This is a genomic window from Fundicoccus sp. Sow4_F4 (assembly GCF_052116145.1).
Classification (GTDB): Bacteria; Bacillota; Bacilli; order Lactobacillales; family Aerococcaceae; genus Fundicoccus.
On sequence record NZ_JBQKLQ010000004.1, the window covers coordinates 157513 to 173093 of the forward strand.

Here is a 15581-nt window from a genome sequence, read left to right on the forward strand (position 1 = left end):
ATTTGCTTCACTTCGCTTTATTTCTTGAAGGAGAATAAATATGAAACGAAGCAAGCGATCAGTCGACTATTCAAGATGGGGGTATATTTTTATTATCCCATTCTTTATTATATATTTTATTTTTTCATTTATTCCACTCTTAGATACTTTTCGATTTAGTTTTTTTGAGTATTTTAGTTCAGGCCTACGTCAAATTGGTCCGAATTTTGTTGGTTTAGATAACTATAAGGCGTTACTAGACTCAGATATGTTGCGCTACGCGGGCAATACGATGGTGCTTTGGTCTTTAGGTTTCATCCCGCAAATGGTGGTAGCGATGCTTTTAGCATTATGGTTTACAGATAAACGTACAAAAATCACCGGCTTACAATTTTTTAAAGTAGTGATGTATTTACCCAACTTAATTATGGCTTCAGCATTCGCGATGATGTTTTTTGCTTTATTTTCAACGAATGGTCCTGTTAACTCTATTTTGATAAATTTAGGTTGGATTACAGATAAGATTGATTTTTTAGGCACGCCTTTTGGAACAAGAGCAATGATTGCTTTTATGAACTTCCTCATGTGGTTTGGTAATACGGCGATATTACTAATGGCCGCAATTTTAGGAATCAATGAAGAAATCTTTGAATCCGCAGAAATGGATGGATGTACACCATTACAGAAGTTTACTAACATTACCTTACCTTTGATTCGTCCGATTCTTACCTATACATTAATTACCTCAATTATTGGTGGCTTGCAAATGTTTGACGTGCCCCAAATATTAACTAATGGACAAGGTTCACCAAATAGAACGTCGATGACTTTAATCATGTTTCTTAATAGTCATTTGAAGAGTCGTAACTATGGAATGGCGGGAGCTTTATCTGTCTACCTATTTATTGTAAGTGGTATTCTGTGTTATTTTGTATATAAAATGTTAGAAGACCGCGATCCTACAGGGATGATGCGTGAGAAAGCAAAGAGAAGTCGAAAAAAGGGAGTGAAAACAAATGAAATCTAAACAATCACTTTATACTATTATTAAATATGTTGTGCTAATATTCTTGTCGATTCTATGTTTATTTTCCTTTTATATTCTCCTGATTAATTCAACTCGTTCTCATGCAGAGTTACAAAAAGGCTTCTCAGCTTTACCCGGCACACACTTTATAGAGAACCTGCGCAAAGTTGCAACGGACGGAACCTTCCCAATGTTTAGAGGAATTGCGAACAGTATTTGGGTTTCTACAGCTGTAGCTGTGCTTTGTACTTATTTCTCAGCTTTGACTGCCTACGGAATTTATCGGTATGATTTTAGATTGAAAAAAGGTGCTTTTACTTTTATTATGGCAATTTTGGTGATGCCAACTCAAGTCACCGCTATGGGATTCTTACGTTTAGTCACCAATTTAAATATGGATGACACCTTATGGCCGCTAATCATCCCATCGATTGCTTCACCTGCTGTATTCTATTTTATGTTTAGTTACTTAAGAGCGACTTTATCGCTTTCGATTGTCGAAGCAGCACGGATTGACGGTTGTGGCGAGTTTGCGATTTTTAATCGAATTGTCTTACCAATTATGAAGCCGGCAATTGCAGTACAAGCCATATTCGTCTTTGTAGGCGCATGGAATAATTATTTTATTCCGGCTTTAATTATTAATTCGAAAGATAAAATGACAGTACCTGTTCTGATTGCTACACTGCGTGGCGCTGACTTTATGAATTTTGATATGGCGAAAGTTTATATGATGATTGTGGTTGCTATCATTCCGATTGTTGTTGTGTATTTATTATTATCGAAATATATCATTGCGGGTGTGACGCTCGGAAGTGTGAAAGAATAACGTGTTGAGTAAAGAAAGTCACTGAGTCAGCATGACCTATTATAAAGGATCGAAATATTCTGATGCTATCTGGCTATTCTAAAGTTTACTGACCAAATAATATAAATTTAACAAAGTATTATGGATATATTGATGATATGATATAGAAGGATAAGCAAATTAGGTTAAAGCCGTAAATTGAGGTGTGTATTATTGGGACCATTAAACGATAATTGGATCATTGAATCAGATTTTTCTGAATTGGGTATGAAACATCGCAAGTTATCAGAAGAATATTTATTCTATAAAGCTGTAGCTGAAGGCAACCTTAGTATGATTGATAAAAATTTCAAAGAGGAAAAGTTTATTGAATCAAAAGGGGTGGGCAAGCTATCCAAAAATCATGTTGTGAATATTAAATATCATTTTGTGATTACAACAGCATTGATTACCAGATTTTGCAGTGGTGCTGGAATGGAAATAGAAAGAGCTTTTCGCTTAAGTGATTACTACATTCAAAAATTGGATCATTTGCATACATTTGAGGAAGTACATCGTCTCCATCAGGAAATGGTGTTGGATTTCACGAATAAAATGCGTATCATCAAAATTAGTGATACAGCATCAAAGCATGTGACTGAAAGTAAAAACTATATTTATGCACATATCCAGGAGCGCATGCTAGTGGAAGATATCGCGTTGGAGTTAAATATAAATGCAAGTTATCTTTCGAGATTGTTTAAAGCTGAGATGGGCCTACCTATTAGTAAGTATATTAATCAACAGAAAATCAGGTTAGCGATGAATTTGTTGAGGTATTCAGATGAAACAGTGTTGGATATTGCTAATAAATTTTCTTTTTCTTCACAAAGCCATTTTATTAAACATTTTAAAGAGTTTGTTGGGATTACTCCTAAGAAATTTAGAGATAAATACTATATGACATTAGAACAATAAATAGACTAGATCATCTTTTTAGATGATTTATGTATCAGTAAGTGGAGGAAGGAAATGACAAATACAAATAATGTCAATGAGTTAGTTCAACTGATTAATATAAAAGACGGTATCATTGGTGAAAAAAGACAGCGGCCAGTAATGTCTCAATTATTGAGAACCGCGGCAGCAGAGAGCATCGTTCTACTAGAAAATAACGGTGTATTACCTTTGAAATCAGACAGTAAGGTTTCGGTTTTCGGTCGGAGTCAATTGGATTATTTTTATGTAGGCTATGGTTCTGGAGGGGAAGTAAATCCTCCTTACGTTGTTAATATGCTAGAAGGACTTAAGCAAAAAAGCGTTCAACTCTATCAACCCTTGGTTGAAGTCTATGAAGACTATTCACGTCATCATCAAGTTGATGATGGTGTTTGGGGACAATGGCCACGTTTCTTAGAAGAAATGCCAGTATCTGATGAATTAATCACCCAAGTACGCGAGCACTCTGATGTCGCTATTTTGGTAATTGGTCGGGCTGCTGGTGAAGACAGAGAGAACATTTTAGAAGCAGGAAGTTATTACTTAACCGAAAAAGAGGAAGCACTCATTAAGAAAGTCACGACGCAATTTGAAAAAGTGGTCTTGATCATCAACAGCGGGAATGTGATCGACCTAGCTTGGACACAAGTCTATAACTTTTCAGCTATTTTATTTGCGTGGCAAGGTGGCATGGAAAGCGGGCATGCAATTGCTGACATTCTGCTAGGAGATGTGAATCCGTCTGCAAAATTACCGGATACCATCGCACGTCATTATGAAGATTATCCAAGTGCCAAGCAATTTGGTCATGAAGAATTTGTGGAATACGTTGAGGATATTTATGTTGGTTATCGTTATTTCGAAACCTTCCATCCAGAAAAAATCCTCTATCCTTTTGGCTATGGACTGAGTTATACGGAATTTGAAATAGAATCCAATTTCAGCCTAGAAGGGCCGCAGGTCACCCTTCAAACTAGCGTGACAAACATTGGAAAAGTTGCTGGAAAGCAAGTTGTTCAAGTGTATTATCAAGCGCCACAAGGTCAATTGGGTAAACCAAGTCGAAATTTAATTCGCTTTGCTAAAACGATTTTACTTGACCCCAATACGACGCAAGAGATTGAATTTACTTTTGACTTGAATGAATTAGCTTCCTACGACGATCGGGGGATAACCGGTCACCCCTTCAGTTATGTGTTAGAAGCAGGGGATTATCACTTCTTTGTGGGGACTGGTTTGGACAACTTAGAAGCAGTTGACTCTTATTACTTGGAAAATTTAGTTCTTGTGGAAAATTTAAGTCAAATTTCAGCTCCAGTTGAAAAATTTGATCGCTTAGTGGCTGAAGTAAAAGATGGAAAATTAGTTGAAAGCTACCAGCCGGTCACACTGCAACATATTTCGGTTAAGGAAAGAATTGATCAAGAATTAGAAACGCTATCTGAAGTAGAAGACCAGCAGGTCTTTTTAGATACTGGTAAAACAATGTCAGAAATCATTCAATCATTATCCGCTATAGAATTAGATGCAATCACCCGCGGTGAAGGCAAGATGAATAGTCCGTTTGGTCCGAAAGGGAATGCGGGCATGCTTGGTGGAACGATTGAGTCTCTTCGAGATAAAGGCATTCCATCAGTCATTACGACCGATGGTCCTGCTGGCATTCGCCTCAATTATTACGCGTCCTTATTACCGTGCGGCACCGCTTTGGCGAGTACTTGGGATTTGGCTTTAATTCAACGAATTGGAGAAGAGTTTGGAAAAGAACTAGTTGAACTGGGCTCTGATATTATTCTTGCACCAGGTATGAATATTCATCGCAATCCCTTAGGTGGACGCAATTTTGAGTATTTCTCTGAAGATCCTTATTTGACAGGGAAAATGGCTGCGAGTTATGTCAAAGGAGTACAAAGTCATAATGTATCGACTTGTCCGAAACATTTTGCATGCAATAATCAAGAGACCAACCGAAATTATAATGATTCTAGAATATCAGAAAGAGCCTTGAGGGAAATCTATTTGAAGCCTTTTGAAATTTGTGTCAAGGAATCTCAACCTCATGCCATTATGACCGCTTATAATAAGATTAATGGTGTATGGGCTCATTATCATTATGACTTAGTGACCGAAGTCTTAAGAAAAGAATGGGACTTTCAAGGTTGTATTATGACGGATTGGTGGATGCGTATGGCAAGCGATCCGAACTGTCCACAGATTGAAAACAATGCCTACCGTGTGAGAGCTCAAGTCGATATCTTAATGCCTGGTGGTCAATCATTTGAAATAGAGGAATCAGATTCGTCACTTATTCAATCCTTAGATCATCCTGATGGACTGACATTAAAAGAGGCTCAACGCTCGGCACTCAATGTACTGAAATTAATTCAAAAAATTAAAGGATAAACGTTAGAGAGGGGCTTTGTTGCTCCTCTTTTTTGCGTGATCATTTTGGTTAAAGTTTATTGCTAGTTGATTAAAAGATAAACATCTTTATTTCTTCGATTACTTTATTCTAGAAAAATTAAGATGGGAGAGCTAGTTATCGTATTTTGTCAGGGGGGAAATGCGCGTTTTATTAATAAAAAATGAGAATAGAAGCCACTAAGTGAAGACTTAATAAAAAATTAGAATATACGTTGCCTTTGTGAACTTTATCGTTTAAAGTTGAACAGTATGGAGATAAATGCTTAAAATCAGTCGCATTTTAATGAAAAATATAGTGAAGCGATTTAAGGAGAAAATAAATGAATATTGCAATGGATTTGCTAATGATGTTAGGTGGAGTCGCTGTTTTCATGTTTGGTATGAAACAGATGAGTTCAGGATTAGAACAAGGGGCTGGCACAAGAATCCGTGGCATCTTTAAGAAGATGAACCGAAATAGAATGATGAACTATGGGATTGGAATTGGGGCAACTGCTTTGGTTCAATCGTCATCAGCAACGTCAATTATGTCAGTTGGATTGGCTCACGCGAAAATTATTTCTGTAAAACAAGGTGCAGGTTTCATCTTAGGAGCAAAAGTCGGAACAACCGCATCGGCTTATATCTTTGCTTTGTCAGGGCTTAGCAAGGGCGGCTTTTCAATTAGTGCGTTGTTTGCTTCATTCGCTTTTATTGGTGTGATGATCATCTTCACGACCAGTAACATCACGTTGAATAAATCTGCCCCCTTCCTAATTGGTTTTGGGATGTTATTTATCGGGATGGAAGTTATGGAAATGGCAATTGGGGGCGCGGATTCTACATTAAGTGTTGAATTATCAAAAGTCTTCCAATATGACATTATGCAGAACCCTTTTATGTTAGTGATTTTAGGAATTTTATTTACATCCATTATCCAATCATCTTCAGCTGCAACGGGTGTTTTCATAGCATTCTTAGCCACGGGAGTTATTACTGATATTGATCAATCCTTTTTCTTAGTAATGGGTGCGAATATTGGTACTTGTAGTGATGGTATCATGGCCTCATTGACGACAAATGCTTATGGTAAACGAATCGCTTTATTCCACTTAATAACAAGTGTGATTGGTGCGATTGCCTTCTTATTTATTACGATCGCATTTAGACAGCCGATTGTAGATTTTTTTAATGGCATGTTTCCAAATAATCCTTCATTTAGTTTAGCGACGTTTAACTTGATTTATAACACCATTTATACGTTACCTCTCCTGCTATTCCTAGACCCATTAGTTAACATGGTGACAGGCATGGTGAAGGATAAGGATCAAGAATTGGAAGAATTATCGTTTATCGATGAAAGTTCTTTACAGACGCCATCAGTTGCGATTGAACAAGCGTTGAAAGAAATGTACGCAATGGCAATCCTTGCGAAAGAAAACATTGACTGTGCCTACGAGGCTTTAATCAATGAAGATTTGACCGACAGTAAAAAAATTAAAGATAATGAATATCGAATTAACTTTTTAACCACTAAATTAACCAGTTTCTTTATCAAAATATCATCAGTTAACTCGAATGCGGATGATGAAATGCTGATTGGTGGTTTACACCACGTGGCAAACGATATTGAGCGTCTAGGAGACTACGCGGTCCTCTTGTTAGATGAAACTCAATACATGAAGGAAAATAATATTAGGTTCTTAGAAGAAACTAAAGAAGAGCTGAACGAAATTTACGAGCGTATTAGTCACATGTTTGGATTAGGTTTTGATGCCTTTTCTAATCGTGAAACTGAAAACTTCAGTAAAATCGCTAGACTTCACTTGAAAACTAAGAAATTAATTGCTGCATCTCGTGATGAACATGTGGCGCGTTTAAGTTCAGAGCTTTATCCAGTTGAAGTGTCTAAGAGTGTGTATTCGACGCTATTCTCATTACAGAGAATTTCGGATCACTTGGTTAACGTTGCCTACTCAATTAGATCAACAACCGGTAGTAGAACTGAAGCAATGCAAGCCGTTGAAAACGAGAAGAGAATTTCTGAACGTTAGATTTAATCTGACGGCTAGTGACTAAAAATGTAGAAAGTGACTAGTTTGCTGTTTGGCGTCGGGTAAGTGTTCTGAAAGGTTCAGCAAATTTATAATAGAAATGTTAACGGCAAGCACTTTCTCATTGCGAGGAAGTGTTTTTGCTTGAATTAAACGTGGTGGAATTCAGTTATCGCTTTAAGTAGTCGATGTCCAGATTGTCTATCAATTAAAAATTAATTTATCATTAATTTTTATGTAATTTTAATACACTGAAGAGTCGTGTTGCGGTATAATGTGGTGATTGATGAAACTACTTATTCCGCCGAGACTAAAGTAGACCGTTAATGAAGGTGGTGGAAAGAATGAATGCAAAAGAAAAAATGTTAGAAATTATCAAAAACAAGCAGTCGGGTGGCCGATCTAAGAACAAAACCGAGCCTAAGAATGATGCTAAATACATGCGAAAAGGACCGAAGATTTTCAATAAATAATCGGTGGTTTGATATGTTGTGGGGCTTAGGCCTCGTGATTATCCATTAAATATAATGCAAATTTCTAGACACTTTCATTAATTGGAGGTGTTTTTTTTGCATATAATAAATTTTCTAAAAGGAAAACCCCATTGACATACGAACGTTAGTTCGGTATTATGTGTTTAAATAGTTCATATTGTAATGTTGCAAAATTGATGATAACACAGGGGCGGACAAATTTATTCTAAAGATCATTTTAAAAAGGAGCATTTAAATGAATCTACTTTCATCTTATCAATTGGACGATTCTTTTATAAAGTTTTTGATTTATTTACCAGCCGAAGCACAAGAAACGGAAGGTCCGGTATTCAGATTTGAAGCAGAGTTTGTCATCTGGAAAAAAAATTACGTCGACGAATATAATACAGAATTAGATGACGATCAATATGACTTGGAGAGCGTTTCAGCAATGACGCTTGTTGGTCATACTGCTGATTTAGCCACTGATTACCTATACACTGCTGATGCAATTTCTGAGAGTACGATTGAGAATTATGCATTTGCTAAAGGAATGTACGAACAATTACAGGATTCTGCCTTTCACGATGCACTTATTGAGGAAACTGGTATTGGGATTAATCGGTGGGCGACGTTCGAGGCTGTTTATATTAGTCAAGAATTAACACTAACTAGTGAAGAATTTCAAGCAGAAATATTCAATAATTTTATAATGAGATTAACAGAAACTTGGCGAGAGCTATTTAACAATGATGTCACACTCCTATCATTTAGTGAAAGGTTATACGTAACGGATGATCCAAATGCTCTGATTGAAGTAAAGGATGGCTATAAAAAAGCTGGTTTCTTTTCTGTCTTGCACAAGCAAAAAATGATTGAAGAGAATGTTTATAATAATCAAGGACTTAAGCTGAAAGATATTCTATCGCAGGATTTAGGTAACCAACTATTCAGTGAAGAATTTAAAAATGAAAAGTCACAACACTATAGCGGCGTCATCTTTAATCAAAGGATTTATGGTAGTCTTTGAGCAAGTTAAGCCTTTCCGTGGGAATCGTTCTAGTCACTTGTCGAAGAAGGTCAGAGGAGCAATCTTTTTCATTGTATATTCAGCATATAAAGGTATACTAAATGAGAGTATTAACTGACTGAAATAAGTTAATCATTAAGCAGACAAATGAATCAGATAAAAACTAGGAGATGACAACATGCATATTGAACACGTAGCCATTTGGGTAAAAGACCTTGAGAAAATGAGAGCGTTTTATGTGGATTATTTTAATGTCAGTAGCAGTGAATTATATTATAATCCGAAAACACAATTTCAATCGTACTTCTTGACCTTCGAGTCTGGTAGTCGCTTAGAGCTGATGACGAAAAAGTTTTTAGCTGGTCGTGCTGTGGATATCTTTGGTTATGCGCATTTAGCGATTGCTGTGGGCGGCAAGGCCGATGTTGATGCATTCGTAGAGAAGATGGTGTCTAAACAATATCCGTTATTGAATGGACCGCGCATGACGGGTGATGGCTATTATGAAGCAGTGGTTCAAGATCCTGAAGGCAATTTAATTGAACTGACGACTGACCTAGAATAATTAGTATATTGGAGCGATGATAATATGACAAAAGACTTTGACTATGAACAAATGCTGGCTGGTGAGCTGTATTCTGCCTTCGGTTTTCGACCAGAAAATAGGCGCAAGCTAGTAAAATGCTAGCCGATAAAATCAATCGAATACCGATTGAAAATCGGGAGGAAATAATTGACTTGGAGAAGGAATTATTTGGGAAAACCGGCGAGAATGTTTACGTTACGCCACCACTGTATGTTGATTATGGCAGACATATCGAGATTGGTAACCATTTCTATGCGAACATGGACTGTATTTTCTTAGATGTAAATAAAATTATATTCAAAGATCATGTAATGGTTGGCCCGCGCGTGAGCTTTTTTACGGCTGGGCATCCGACCGATGCCGAGGTTCGGATTCAAGACCTCGAGTTTGGTCTACCGAGTGTGGTCGAGGATAATGTCTGGATAGGTGGTAACAGTACAATTCTTCCGGGCGTGACGATTGGCAAGAACGCAATTGTGGCAGCCGGTGCTGTGGTGACGAAAAGTGTGCCGGCCAATACAATTGTGGCAGGAAATCCCGCTCGCGTGATGCGAGAAATCGGTGAAGAAGACAAGGTAAAATGGCAAGCAGCCAGAGCTGCTTACTTCAAAGGTAAAAATGCATAATCAGACACACTAGTATTTTAAGCAGCTAGGTGATAAGACGTTTATCACTTAGCTTTGTCTGTCTATTCTGCAGTTGAAAAGAGCGCTTCTCTAGAATAGATTTCGGTAAATGCGTATACTGTAGTAAAGAAATGAAGGAGGGATTTTATGACCAATTTGCATGACGTATTAAAAATGTTAAGAGGGCATAAGTGGGTCAACTTGACGCATGATGTGACAGCGGAGATTCCAATTTATCATACGTTTAATCCTTTATCGCAAGGGATTATTTCAACTTTAGAAGATGGTCGTGTCGATTCACGTGAGTATACAATTGGGACGTCCCATGGAACGCACATTGATGCGCCGAAACACTTCGCAGCCGGGACACGGAGTTTAGAAGAAATCCCCCTTGAAGAGCGGGTGTTACCTTTATATGTCATTCATTTAGAAGATAAGGTCAAGGAAACTCCGGGCTATGCGGTTACCGTGGAAGATATCAAAGCCTTCGAATCAGAGTTCGGCGAGTTACCTGCAGGGAGTTTTGTGGCTTTCTCGAGTGGTTGGTACAAGCGTTTTTATGATTCAGCAGTGTTTAAAAATGTGGACGAGAGCGGCACGGAACATACGCCTGGTTGGTCAATTCCAGCGCTTGAATATTTAAGTCGTAAACGTGGTGTCACAGCGATTGGTCATGAAACCCTCAATACAGACAGTGGGGTAGAGGCGGCTGAGGCTGGTTTCTTGGATGCTGAATTGTATTGGTTGGCTGAGGATAAGTTTCAAGTCGAGTTGATGGCGAATTTGGATCAGGTGCCGGCTGTGGGGAGTATTATTTTTGTGACGGTGCCGCATATTCATGGTGCGCCTGGTTTTACCGCAGAAGTTTTTGCGATTGTGCCAAATTAGGCCTTTGGTGAGTTGTTGGTATTTCGGTGGTGAAGTGGTGAACTGGTGAAGCTCTGGGGTTCTGATGTCTTGAGATGCAGGACAGGCGATGATGCAGAAATTTTAGAAATGCTGTTGAGAGAAATATAGAATGCTTAAATAAGCCGGGAACTCTTGAGTGCTTCCCGGCTTATTTGTCTTGCGATTAGCTTAACAGTCTGCAAATGGCTTCGCTTGTGGCTTCAATGTTTGTGAGGGTGTGTTTCATCAGGTTCTCGAGATCGCTTGGGCCGGGTGCAATGCTAAACATCGCATCGAAGCCTTCGTTGTATAGTGCCTGATAATCTTTGCCGAGGCTACCGGCCAGAGCGATCGCCGTGATGTTTGGATTGACTTTCTTGGCCACTTTGACCACACCAAAAGGCGTTTTTCCATATTGAGTTTGATGATCCATTTGGCCTTCTCCCGTAAAAATCACATGCGCTTTCTTGGCAACATCGGCCAATTTTGTTTCTCGAATGACAATATCGATTCCGCTTTCTAGGACTGCGGGGGTGAAAGCCAATAGGCCGGCTCCTAAACCACCTGCCGCACCACTGCCGGGGATTTCACGGATAGATTTGTTGAGCTGTTGCTCAATGACGCTGGCATAATGGGCTAGGGCTTGATCTAATTCTTCAACCATCGCTGGTGTCGCACCTTTTTGCGGGCCAAAGATGGCTGAAGCGCCTTGGGGACCACATAAAGGATTATTGACATCACAGGCGACAGTCAGCTTGACTTGGCTAAGTTTAGGGTGGCAATTGCTTAAATCGATAGTGTGTAAATAACGTAAGGCAGCTCCGCCGGGTGGCAGTGGCATGCCATCTTTGTCCAGAAATCGAATGCCAAGAGCTTGGGCCATGCCGCTGCCGCCATCATTGGTCGCGCTGCCTCCGAGGCCAAGAATGATCTGGTCAATGCCTTGATCCAAGCAGTGGGCGATTAATTCACCTGTTCCATAACTAGAGGTGATACGAGGATCGCGCTCGTCTTGTGTGAGTAAGTGTAGTCCGCTAGCACTCGCCATTTCAATCACAGCTGTTTTGGGCTGCTCTAATATACCGTAGGTCGCCGTGACAGAGTGGCCGATTGGATTGTGAACGACTGCCTGGTGGATGCTACCATGTCGGCTATTGACGAGTGCTTGAACCGTTCCTTCGCCGCCATCTGCCATAGGCAACTTGATGATGTTGGCCGTTGGAAAGACTTTTCGGATGCCTTTTTCCATCGCCTGACAAATCTCTATTGCAGAGGCGCTTTCTTTAAAAGAATCGGGTGCGAGTATGATTGTTTTCATGTGGATCCTCCTGACTGGTGAGTGTTTGAGTTGTGTACATGATAGTGGTTTGGGGTCGATCTAGTCAGTCCGCGACTAGCTAGCTTGTGTCCTTGCTTCTATTCTATTCTAATGGAAAGGCAGTCATAATCAAAAGAGATTGGTGTGTGGGGTAGCTTAGTCTTGTTGGAAAGTGTGAGTGGTTTGTTAATAATGGCGAATTTGCGAGGCCGCTCTTACTTTAAGCCATTCATATATACCACTTTCAAAAATTTGTCGCCGTCCTAAAGAAAGCTCACAGAACCACAGCAAAAAACACACGGTAGCTAACTGAGTCATCTTACTATTAGCAAGTGACTCAAGGAGAAAACGTGTGTTTGATTTTTTTATCTTTGACTAAATTTGTGGCTAATAGTCAGTTAACTAATCATAATCAGCTGAGTTAGTCAGCCAAATAGTCAGAGCTTATAAATGTTTGGCCGCATGTTCACCACTTAAGCGCCCACTTGTTAGAGCGAACTGAACCGCACTTCCTGACATATAGACTTGATTGTATAAGACTTTGTTGGCAGTTTCACCGACCGCGTATAGGTTCTCAATTGAAGAGCCATCCGCTTTCAAGACCCGCATTGCCTCATCCGTTTTGACACCACCAAATGTTCCCATTGTTAAAGGATACATTTTGATAGCATAGAAGGGCGACTGGCGAACTGGTGCTAGAAATTCAGCGTCTTTACCAAAGGCATCTTGTCCAGCCTCTGCACCTTCGTTATATTGCTGCATTGTCTGGCTCAAAGTTATCGGTGGCACGTTCATTGCCTCAGCTAATGCTTCAATTGTTTCAGCTTTCACTGCTTGATCGCTAGGTAGTAAAGTTTCTAAAGCCTCCACTAAGGCTTGATTTTGCTCAGCACTATCTAATAATAACCAGGTCGCGTCCTGGTCCAACAATTGATTAGCAGCAATTGCATAATGAGACTGTTCATTCATAAAACGTTCACCTATCTGGTTCACGTAAACTTTTGACCAATCCATCATCAGACTTTGCATCACAGGATGTTGTAAATAACTCGTAATACCCAAACCAATAATCCATGGTTCTTCGTACAATGTCGCTCCAGCATCCAGAGCCATAAGAATACCATCCCCGGTAGCACCAGGGGTTGCCATACTTGTAAAGGACGTACCCGCTGCTTGCGGAACATATTGTTGAAGCATTTCCTCATTTTTCGCAAAACCACCGGACGCTAAGATGACTTTCTTGGCCCGGATTGTTAGTGCCGCTTCAGGTCCTTCTGCCAAGGCCCCCACCAGTTGGCCATCTTCCCAAATTAATTCTTTGACAGCTGTTTCAGTTCTCAATTCAATGTGATGGTCTTCAAGGAACTTCACCAAATTTTGAATCAGTGATTGACCAAGTGTTGCGCCATCCTTTTGTTCAATGGGATCATGTAAACGACGCACTGGGTCAACCCCAAAGCCATAAATTTGTCGATAGGCATGACCGGCATAATCATGAAGCCATTCAGTTGTAATAATCGCCTCATCCATAAACTTATCAACCACTTCATAATTCGGATAGAGTCCCTCAGGATTCGAAGATGCCTGACGCTCTTTCCATAGGCTCATCCAAGAAACCTTTGTATCCTCAATCCCAGCTTCACGTTGGAACTTAGTCCCTGGCGCAGCTATGCCACCGCCTGACAAACCAGTCGATCCACCAATGGTCCCCAATTTTTCTAAAACGAGAATATTTTTAGCACCATGCTCATAAGCAGAAATTGCTGCCGCCAAGCCAGCACCACCCGAACCGACCACAAGAATATCGGTTGAAAGACACTCCTCAAGCTTGTCGTTACTTGCTTGATCTTTATTCTTCAAAGCCTCCACATCGCCGCCAGCTTCCTCAACCGCCAAAGTAACTGCCGCAATAATCCCTTCACTGGTCACGGTCGCACCAGAAATCGCATCGATATTCAGTGATTGTTGCGCAACAATCGCCTGAGGAATTCTCTGAAAGACCGGGGCAGTCAATCCCGCCGTTTCCCCATGATCAAACACCTGGACCTCAAGAATTGCCTCATCAGAAAACGTCGTTCTCACATTAATTGGCCCGTGATTCCCCTTGACACTTGTTTCGTAAATCCCCGACTTATATTGACCCATTTTATCTCTCCTTTATTAATAACGCTTACAATTTGTATTGTATAGTGAAAAGATACACAAAACAACCAAAATTTCAAAATAGTTCACCAAATCCTTCTGTCCTAACCAAGTAAATCATGCAGCATGATAAGTCACTCGTGTATGTAAAGAGTGTATAGTTAATTAGTTTCTAAGCTAGATTCTTATTATCAACTAGAAATAAAACACTTGACTATGAGCTTGTAATAATTAGATTATCTAATCAGTAAAGTTGTGTTTTTGTGAGCAATAAAAGGCATGTCCTCCCAATTCACGGAAGATCTAACGGAATTCAGCTAAAAGAAGCTCACCTTTTTTTGAAGTTTATAAGGAGAGTTGGGTATAATAACCTAAATAGGAAAGGGAGCGTGAGTGGGGATGGATACTAGCTGGTTAGAGGACTTACCCATCGATGGAATTCGTGAAGTGATTGAAGTCAGCGGTGGTGACGTCAATCAAGCCTATCGTCTGAAAGGAGAGGCAGCAGATTATTTCTTGTTGCTTCAAGCAAACAGAACAGAAGATTTTTTTGCTTCAGAAATAGCTGGATTAAATGCTTTCGCCTCCGCGGGTATCCGTGCTCCCAAAGTGCTGGCTAGTGGCAGGCTTGATCAAGCTGCCTACTTGCTGTTAGAGTTTTTAGAAGAGGGCCATGGTAGCCAAAAAGACCTCGGGCAACTTGTTGCTAAATTACACCGGCAGTATCAAGCTGATGGTCAATTCGGTTTTCACTTACCTCATCACGGTGGCGCCATCAGCTTTGATAATCAGTGGACATCATCCTGGAGTGAATTTTTAGTTGAAGGGAGGCTGGATAAATTGCGAGATGCGCTGCTTGCCAAAGGCCGCTGGACTTCTTACGAAGGCGATTTGTATGAAGCCGTGCGCCAACATATACTACAAGAACTAGCTCAACACGAAAGCAAGGCCACATTGTTGCATGGGGATTTATGGAGTGGTAATTTTATGTTTTTAACAGACGGGAGCCCTGCACTCTTTGATCCTTCACCTTTTTACGGCGATCGCGAATTTGATATTGGCATAACGACTGTTTTCGGTGGCTTCAATCAAGACTTCTACGATGCTTATCAGAGCAGCTATCCACTTGCGACGGGTTGGCAAAAGCGAATCCACTATTATCGCCTGTATTTATTGCTAGTTCATTTAGACAAATTTGGTGCCAGCTACGCGATGAGTGTGAAGCATGAACTCGAGACTATTTTGTCCAATGCTTAAGGACTCAACATG

At 39.9% G+C, this 15581-nt stretch carries 12 protein-coding genes and 1 pseudogene; 11 read left to right on the forward strand and 2 right to left on the reverse strand.

Annotated elements, in window-relative coordinates; genetic code table 11:
* Window positions 1-40: 40 nt before the first annotated feature.
* The 10 genes and pseudogenes from ACTQ5J_RS07710 (at window position 41) to ACTQ5J_RS07755 (ending at window position 10852) form a co-directional block, all read left to right on the forward strand.
* Entirely contained in the window at window positions 41-1006 is a 966-nt protein-coding gene (locus tag ACTQ5J_RS07710; RefSeq protein WP_441752072.1) for a carbohydrate ABC transporter permease, read from the forward strand.
* Window positions 996-1835, forward strand: a complete 840-nt coding sequence (locus ACTQ5J_RS07715; RefSeq protein WP_441752074.1) for a carbohydrate ABC transporter permease — start codon at window positions 996-998, stop codon at window positions 1833-1835. The genes ACTQ5J_RS07710 and ACTQ5J_RS07715 overlap by 11 nt, the downstream gene beginning before the upstream one ends.
* 192 nt (window positions 1836-2027) lie before the next feature.
* On the forward strand, window positions 2028-2771 hold the full coding sequence (locus ACTQ5J_RS07720; RefSeq protein WP_441752076.1) for a helix-turn-helix transcriptional regulator: 744 nt from the start codon (window positions 2028-2030) through the stop codon (window positions 2769-2771).
* A 54-nt stretch (window positions 2772-2825) separates the two neighbouring features.
* Entirely contained in the window at window positions 2826-5195 is a 2370-nt protein-coding gene (locus ACTQ5J_RS07725; protein WP_441752078.1) for a glycoside hydrolase family 3 protein, read from the forward strand.
* A gap of 341 nt (window positions 5196-5536) precedes the next feature.
* Window positions 5537-7249 (forward strand): Na/Pi cotransporter family protein, encoded by a 1713-nt coding sequence (locus ACTQ5J_RS07730; protein WP_441752080.1) that lies wholly within the window; start codon window positions 5537-5539, stop codon window positions 7247-7249.
* A 344-nt stretch (window positions 7250-7593) separates the two neighbouring features.
* Complete coding sequence (locus tag ACTQ5J_RS07735; protein ID WP_441752082.1) at window positions 7594-7722, forward strand: hypothetical protein; 129 nt, start codon at window positions 7594-7596, stop codon at window positions 7720-7722.
* Window positions 7723-7978: 256 nt separating this feature from the next.
* Window positions 7979-8752 (forward strand): hypothetical protein, encoded by a 774-nt coding sequence (locus ACTQ5J_RS07740; protein WP_441752084.1) that lies wholly within the window; start codon window positions 7979-7981, stop codon window positions 8750-8752.
* Window positions 8753-8930: 178 nt separating this feature from the next.
* Window positions 8931-9317, forward strand: a complete 387-nt coding sequence (locus tag ACTQ5J_RS07745; protein ID WP_441752086.1) for a VOC family protein — start codon at window positions 8931-8933, stop codon at window positions 9315-9317.
* 24 nt (window positions 9318-9341) lie between these two features.
* Window positions 9342-9964 (forward strand): annotated as a pseudogene (locus ACTQ5J_RS07750) (sugar O-acetyltransferase).
* A 147-nt stretch (window positions 9965-10111) separates the two neighbouring features.
* Entirely contained in the window at window positions 10112-10852 is a 741-nt protein-coding gene (locus tag ACTQ5J_RS07755) for a cyclase family protein (protein WP_441752088.1), read from the forward strand.
* Between the two features lie 184 nt (window positions 10853-11036).
* On the opposite strand, the gene ACTQ5J_RS07760 is transcribed toward ACTQ5J_RS07755, so the two are convergent.
* Together ACTQ5J_RS07760 and ACTQ5J_RS07765 are read right to left on the reverse strand one after the other, a co-directional pair.
* Window positions 11037-12170 (reverse strand): glycerate kinase family protein, encoded by a 1134-nt coding sequence (locus ACTQ5J_RS07760; protein WP_441752090.1) that lies wholly within the window; start codon window positions 12168-12170, stop codon window positions 11037-11039.
* Window positions 12171-12614: 444 nt separating this feature from the next.
* Window positions 12615-14315 carry an FAD-dependent oxidoreductase gene (locus ACTQ5J_RS07765; protein WP_441752092.1) on the reverse strand — a complete coding sequence of 567 codons (1701 nt, stop codon included), beginning with the start codon at window positions 14313-14315 and terminating at the stop codon, window positions 12615-12617.
* Between the two features lie 396 nt (window positions 14316-14711).
* On the opposite strand from ACTQ5J_RS07765, the gene ACTQ5J_RS07770 reads away from it, so the two are divergent.
* Complete coding sequence (locus ACTQ5J_RS07770; protein ID WP_441752094.1) at window positions 14712-15569, forward strand: fructosamine kinase family protein; 858 nt, start codon at window positions 14712-14714, stop codon at window positions 15567-15569.
* The last annotated feature ends 12 nt before the right edge of the window (window positions 15570-15581 follow it).

What these genes read in the sequence shown, in the direction of transcription:
- ACTQ5J_RS07710 (WP_441752072.1), top strand. Translation starts at nt 41, where the DNA reads ATGAAACGAAGCAAGCGATCAGTCGACTATTCAAGATGGGGGTATATT.
- ACTQ5J_RS07715 (WP_441752074.1), top strand. Translation starts at nt 996, where the DNA reads ATGAAATCTAAACAATCACTTTATACTATTATTAAATATGTTGTGCTA.
- ACTQ5J_RS07725 (WP_441752078.1), top strand. Translation starts at nt 2,826, where the DNA reads ATGACAAATACAAATAATGTCAATGAGTTAGTTCAACTGATTAATATA.
- ACTQ5J_RS07730 (WP_441752080.1), top strand. Translation starts at nt 5,537, where the DNA reads ATGAATATTGCAATGGATTTGCTAATGATGTTAGGTGGAGTCGCTGTT.
- ACTQ5J_RS07735 (WP_441752082.1), top strand. Translation starts at nt 7,594, where the DNA reads ATGAATGCAAAAGAAAAAATGTTAGAAATTATCAAAAACAAGCAGTCG.
- ACTQ5J_RS07740 (WP_441752084.1), top strand. Translation starts at nt 7,979, where the DNA reads ATGAATCTACTTTCATCTTATCAATTGGACGATTCTTTTATAAAGTTT.
- ACTQ5J_RS07745 (WP_441752086.1), top strand. Translation starts at nt 8,931, where the DNA reads ATGCATATTGAACACGTAGCCATTTGGGTAAAAGACCTTGAGAAAATG.
- ACTQ5J_RS07755 (WP_441752088.1), top strand. Translation starts at nt 10,112, where the DNA reads ATGACCAATTTGCATGACGTATTAAAAATGTTAAGAGGGCATAAGTGG.
- ACTQ5J_RS07760 (WP_441752090.1), bottom strand. Translation starts at nt 12,170, where the DNA reads ATGAAAACAATCATACTCGCACCCGATTCTTTTAAAGAAAGCGCCTCT.
- ACTQ5J_RS07765 (WP_441752092.1), bottom strand. Translation starts at nt 14,315, where the DNA reads ATGGGTCAATATAAGTCGGGGATTTACGAAACAAGTGTCAAGGGGAAT.
- ACTQ5J_RS07770 (WP_441752094.1), top strand. Translation starts at nt 14,712, where the DNA reads ATGGATACTAGCTGGTTAGAGGACTTACCCATCGATGGAATTCGTGAA.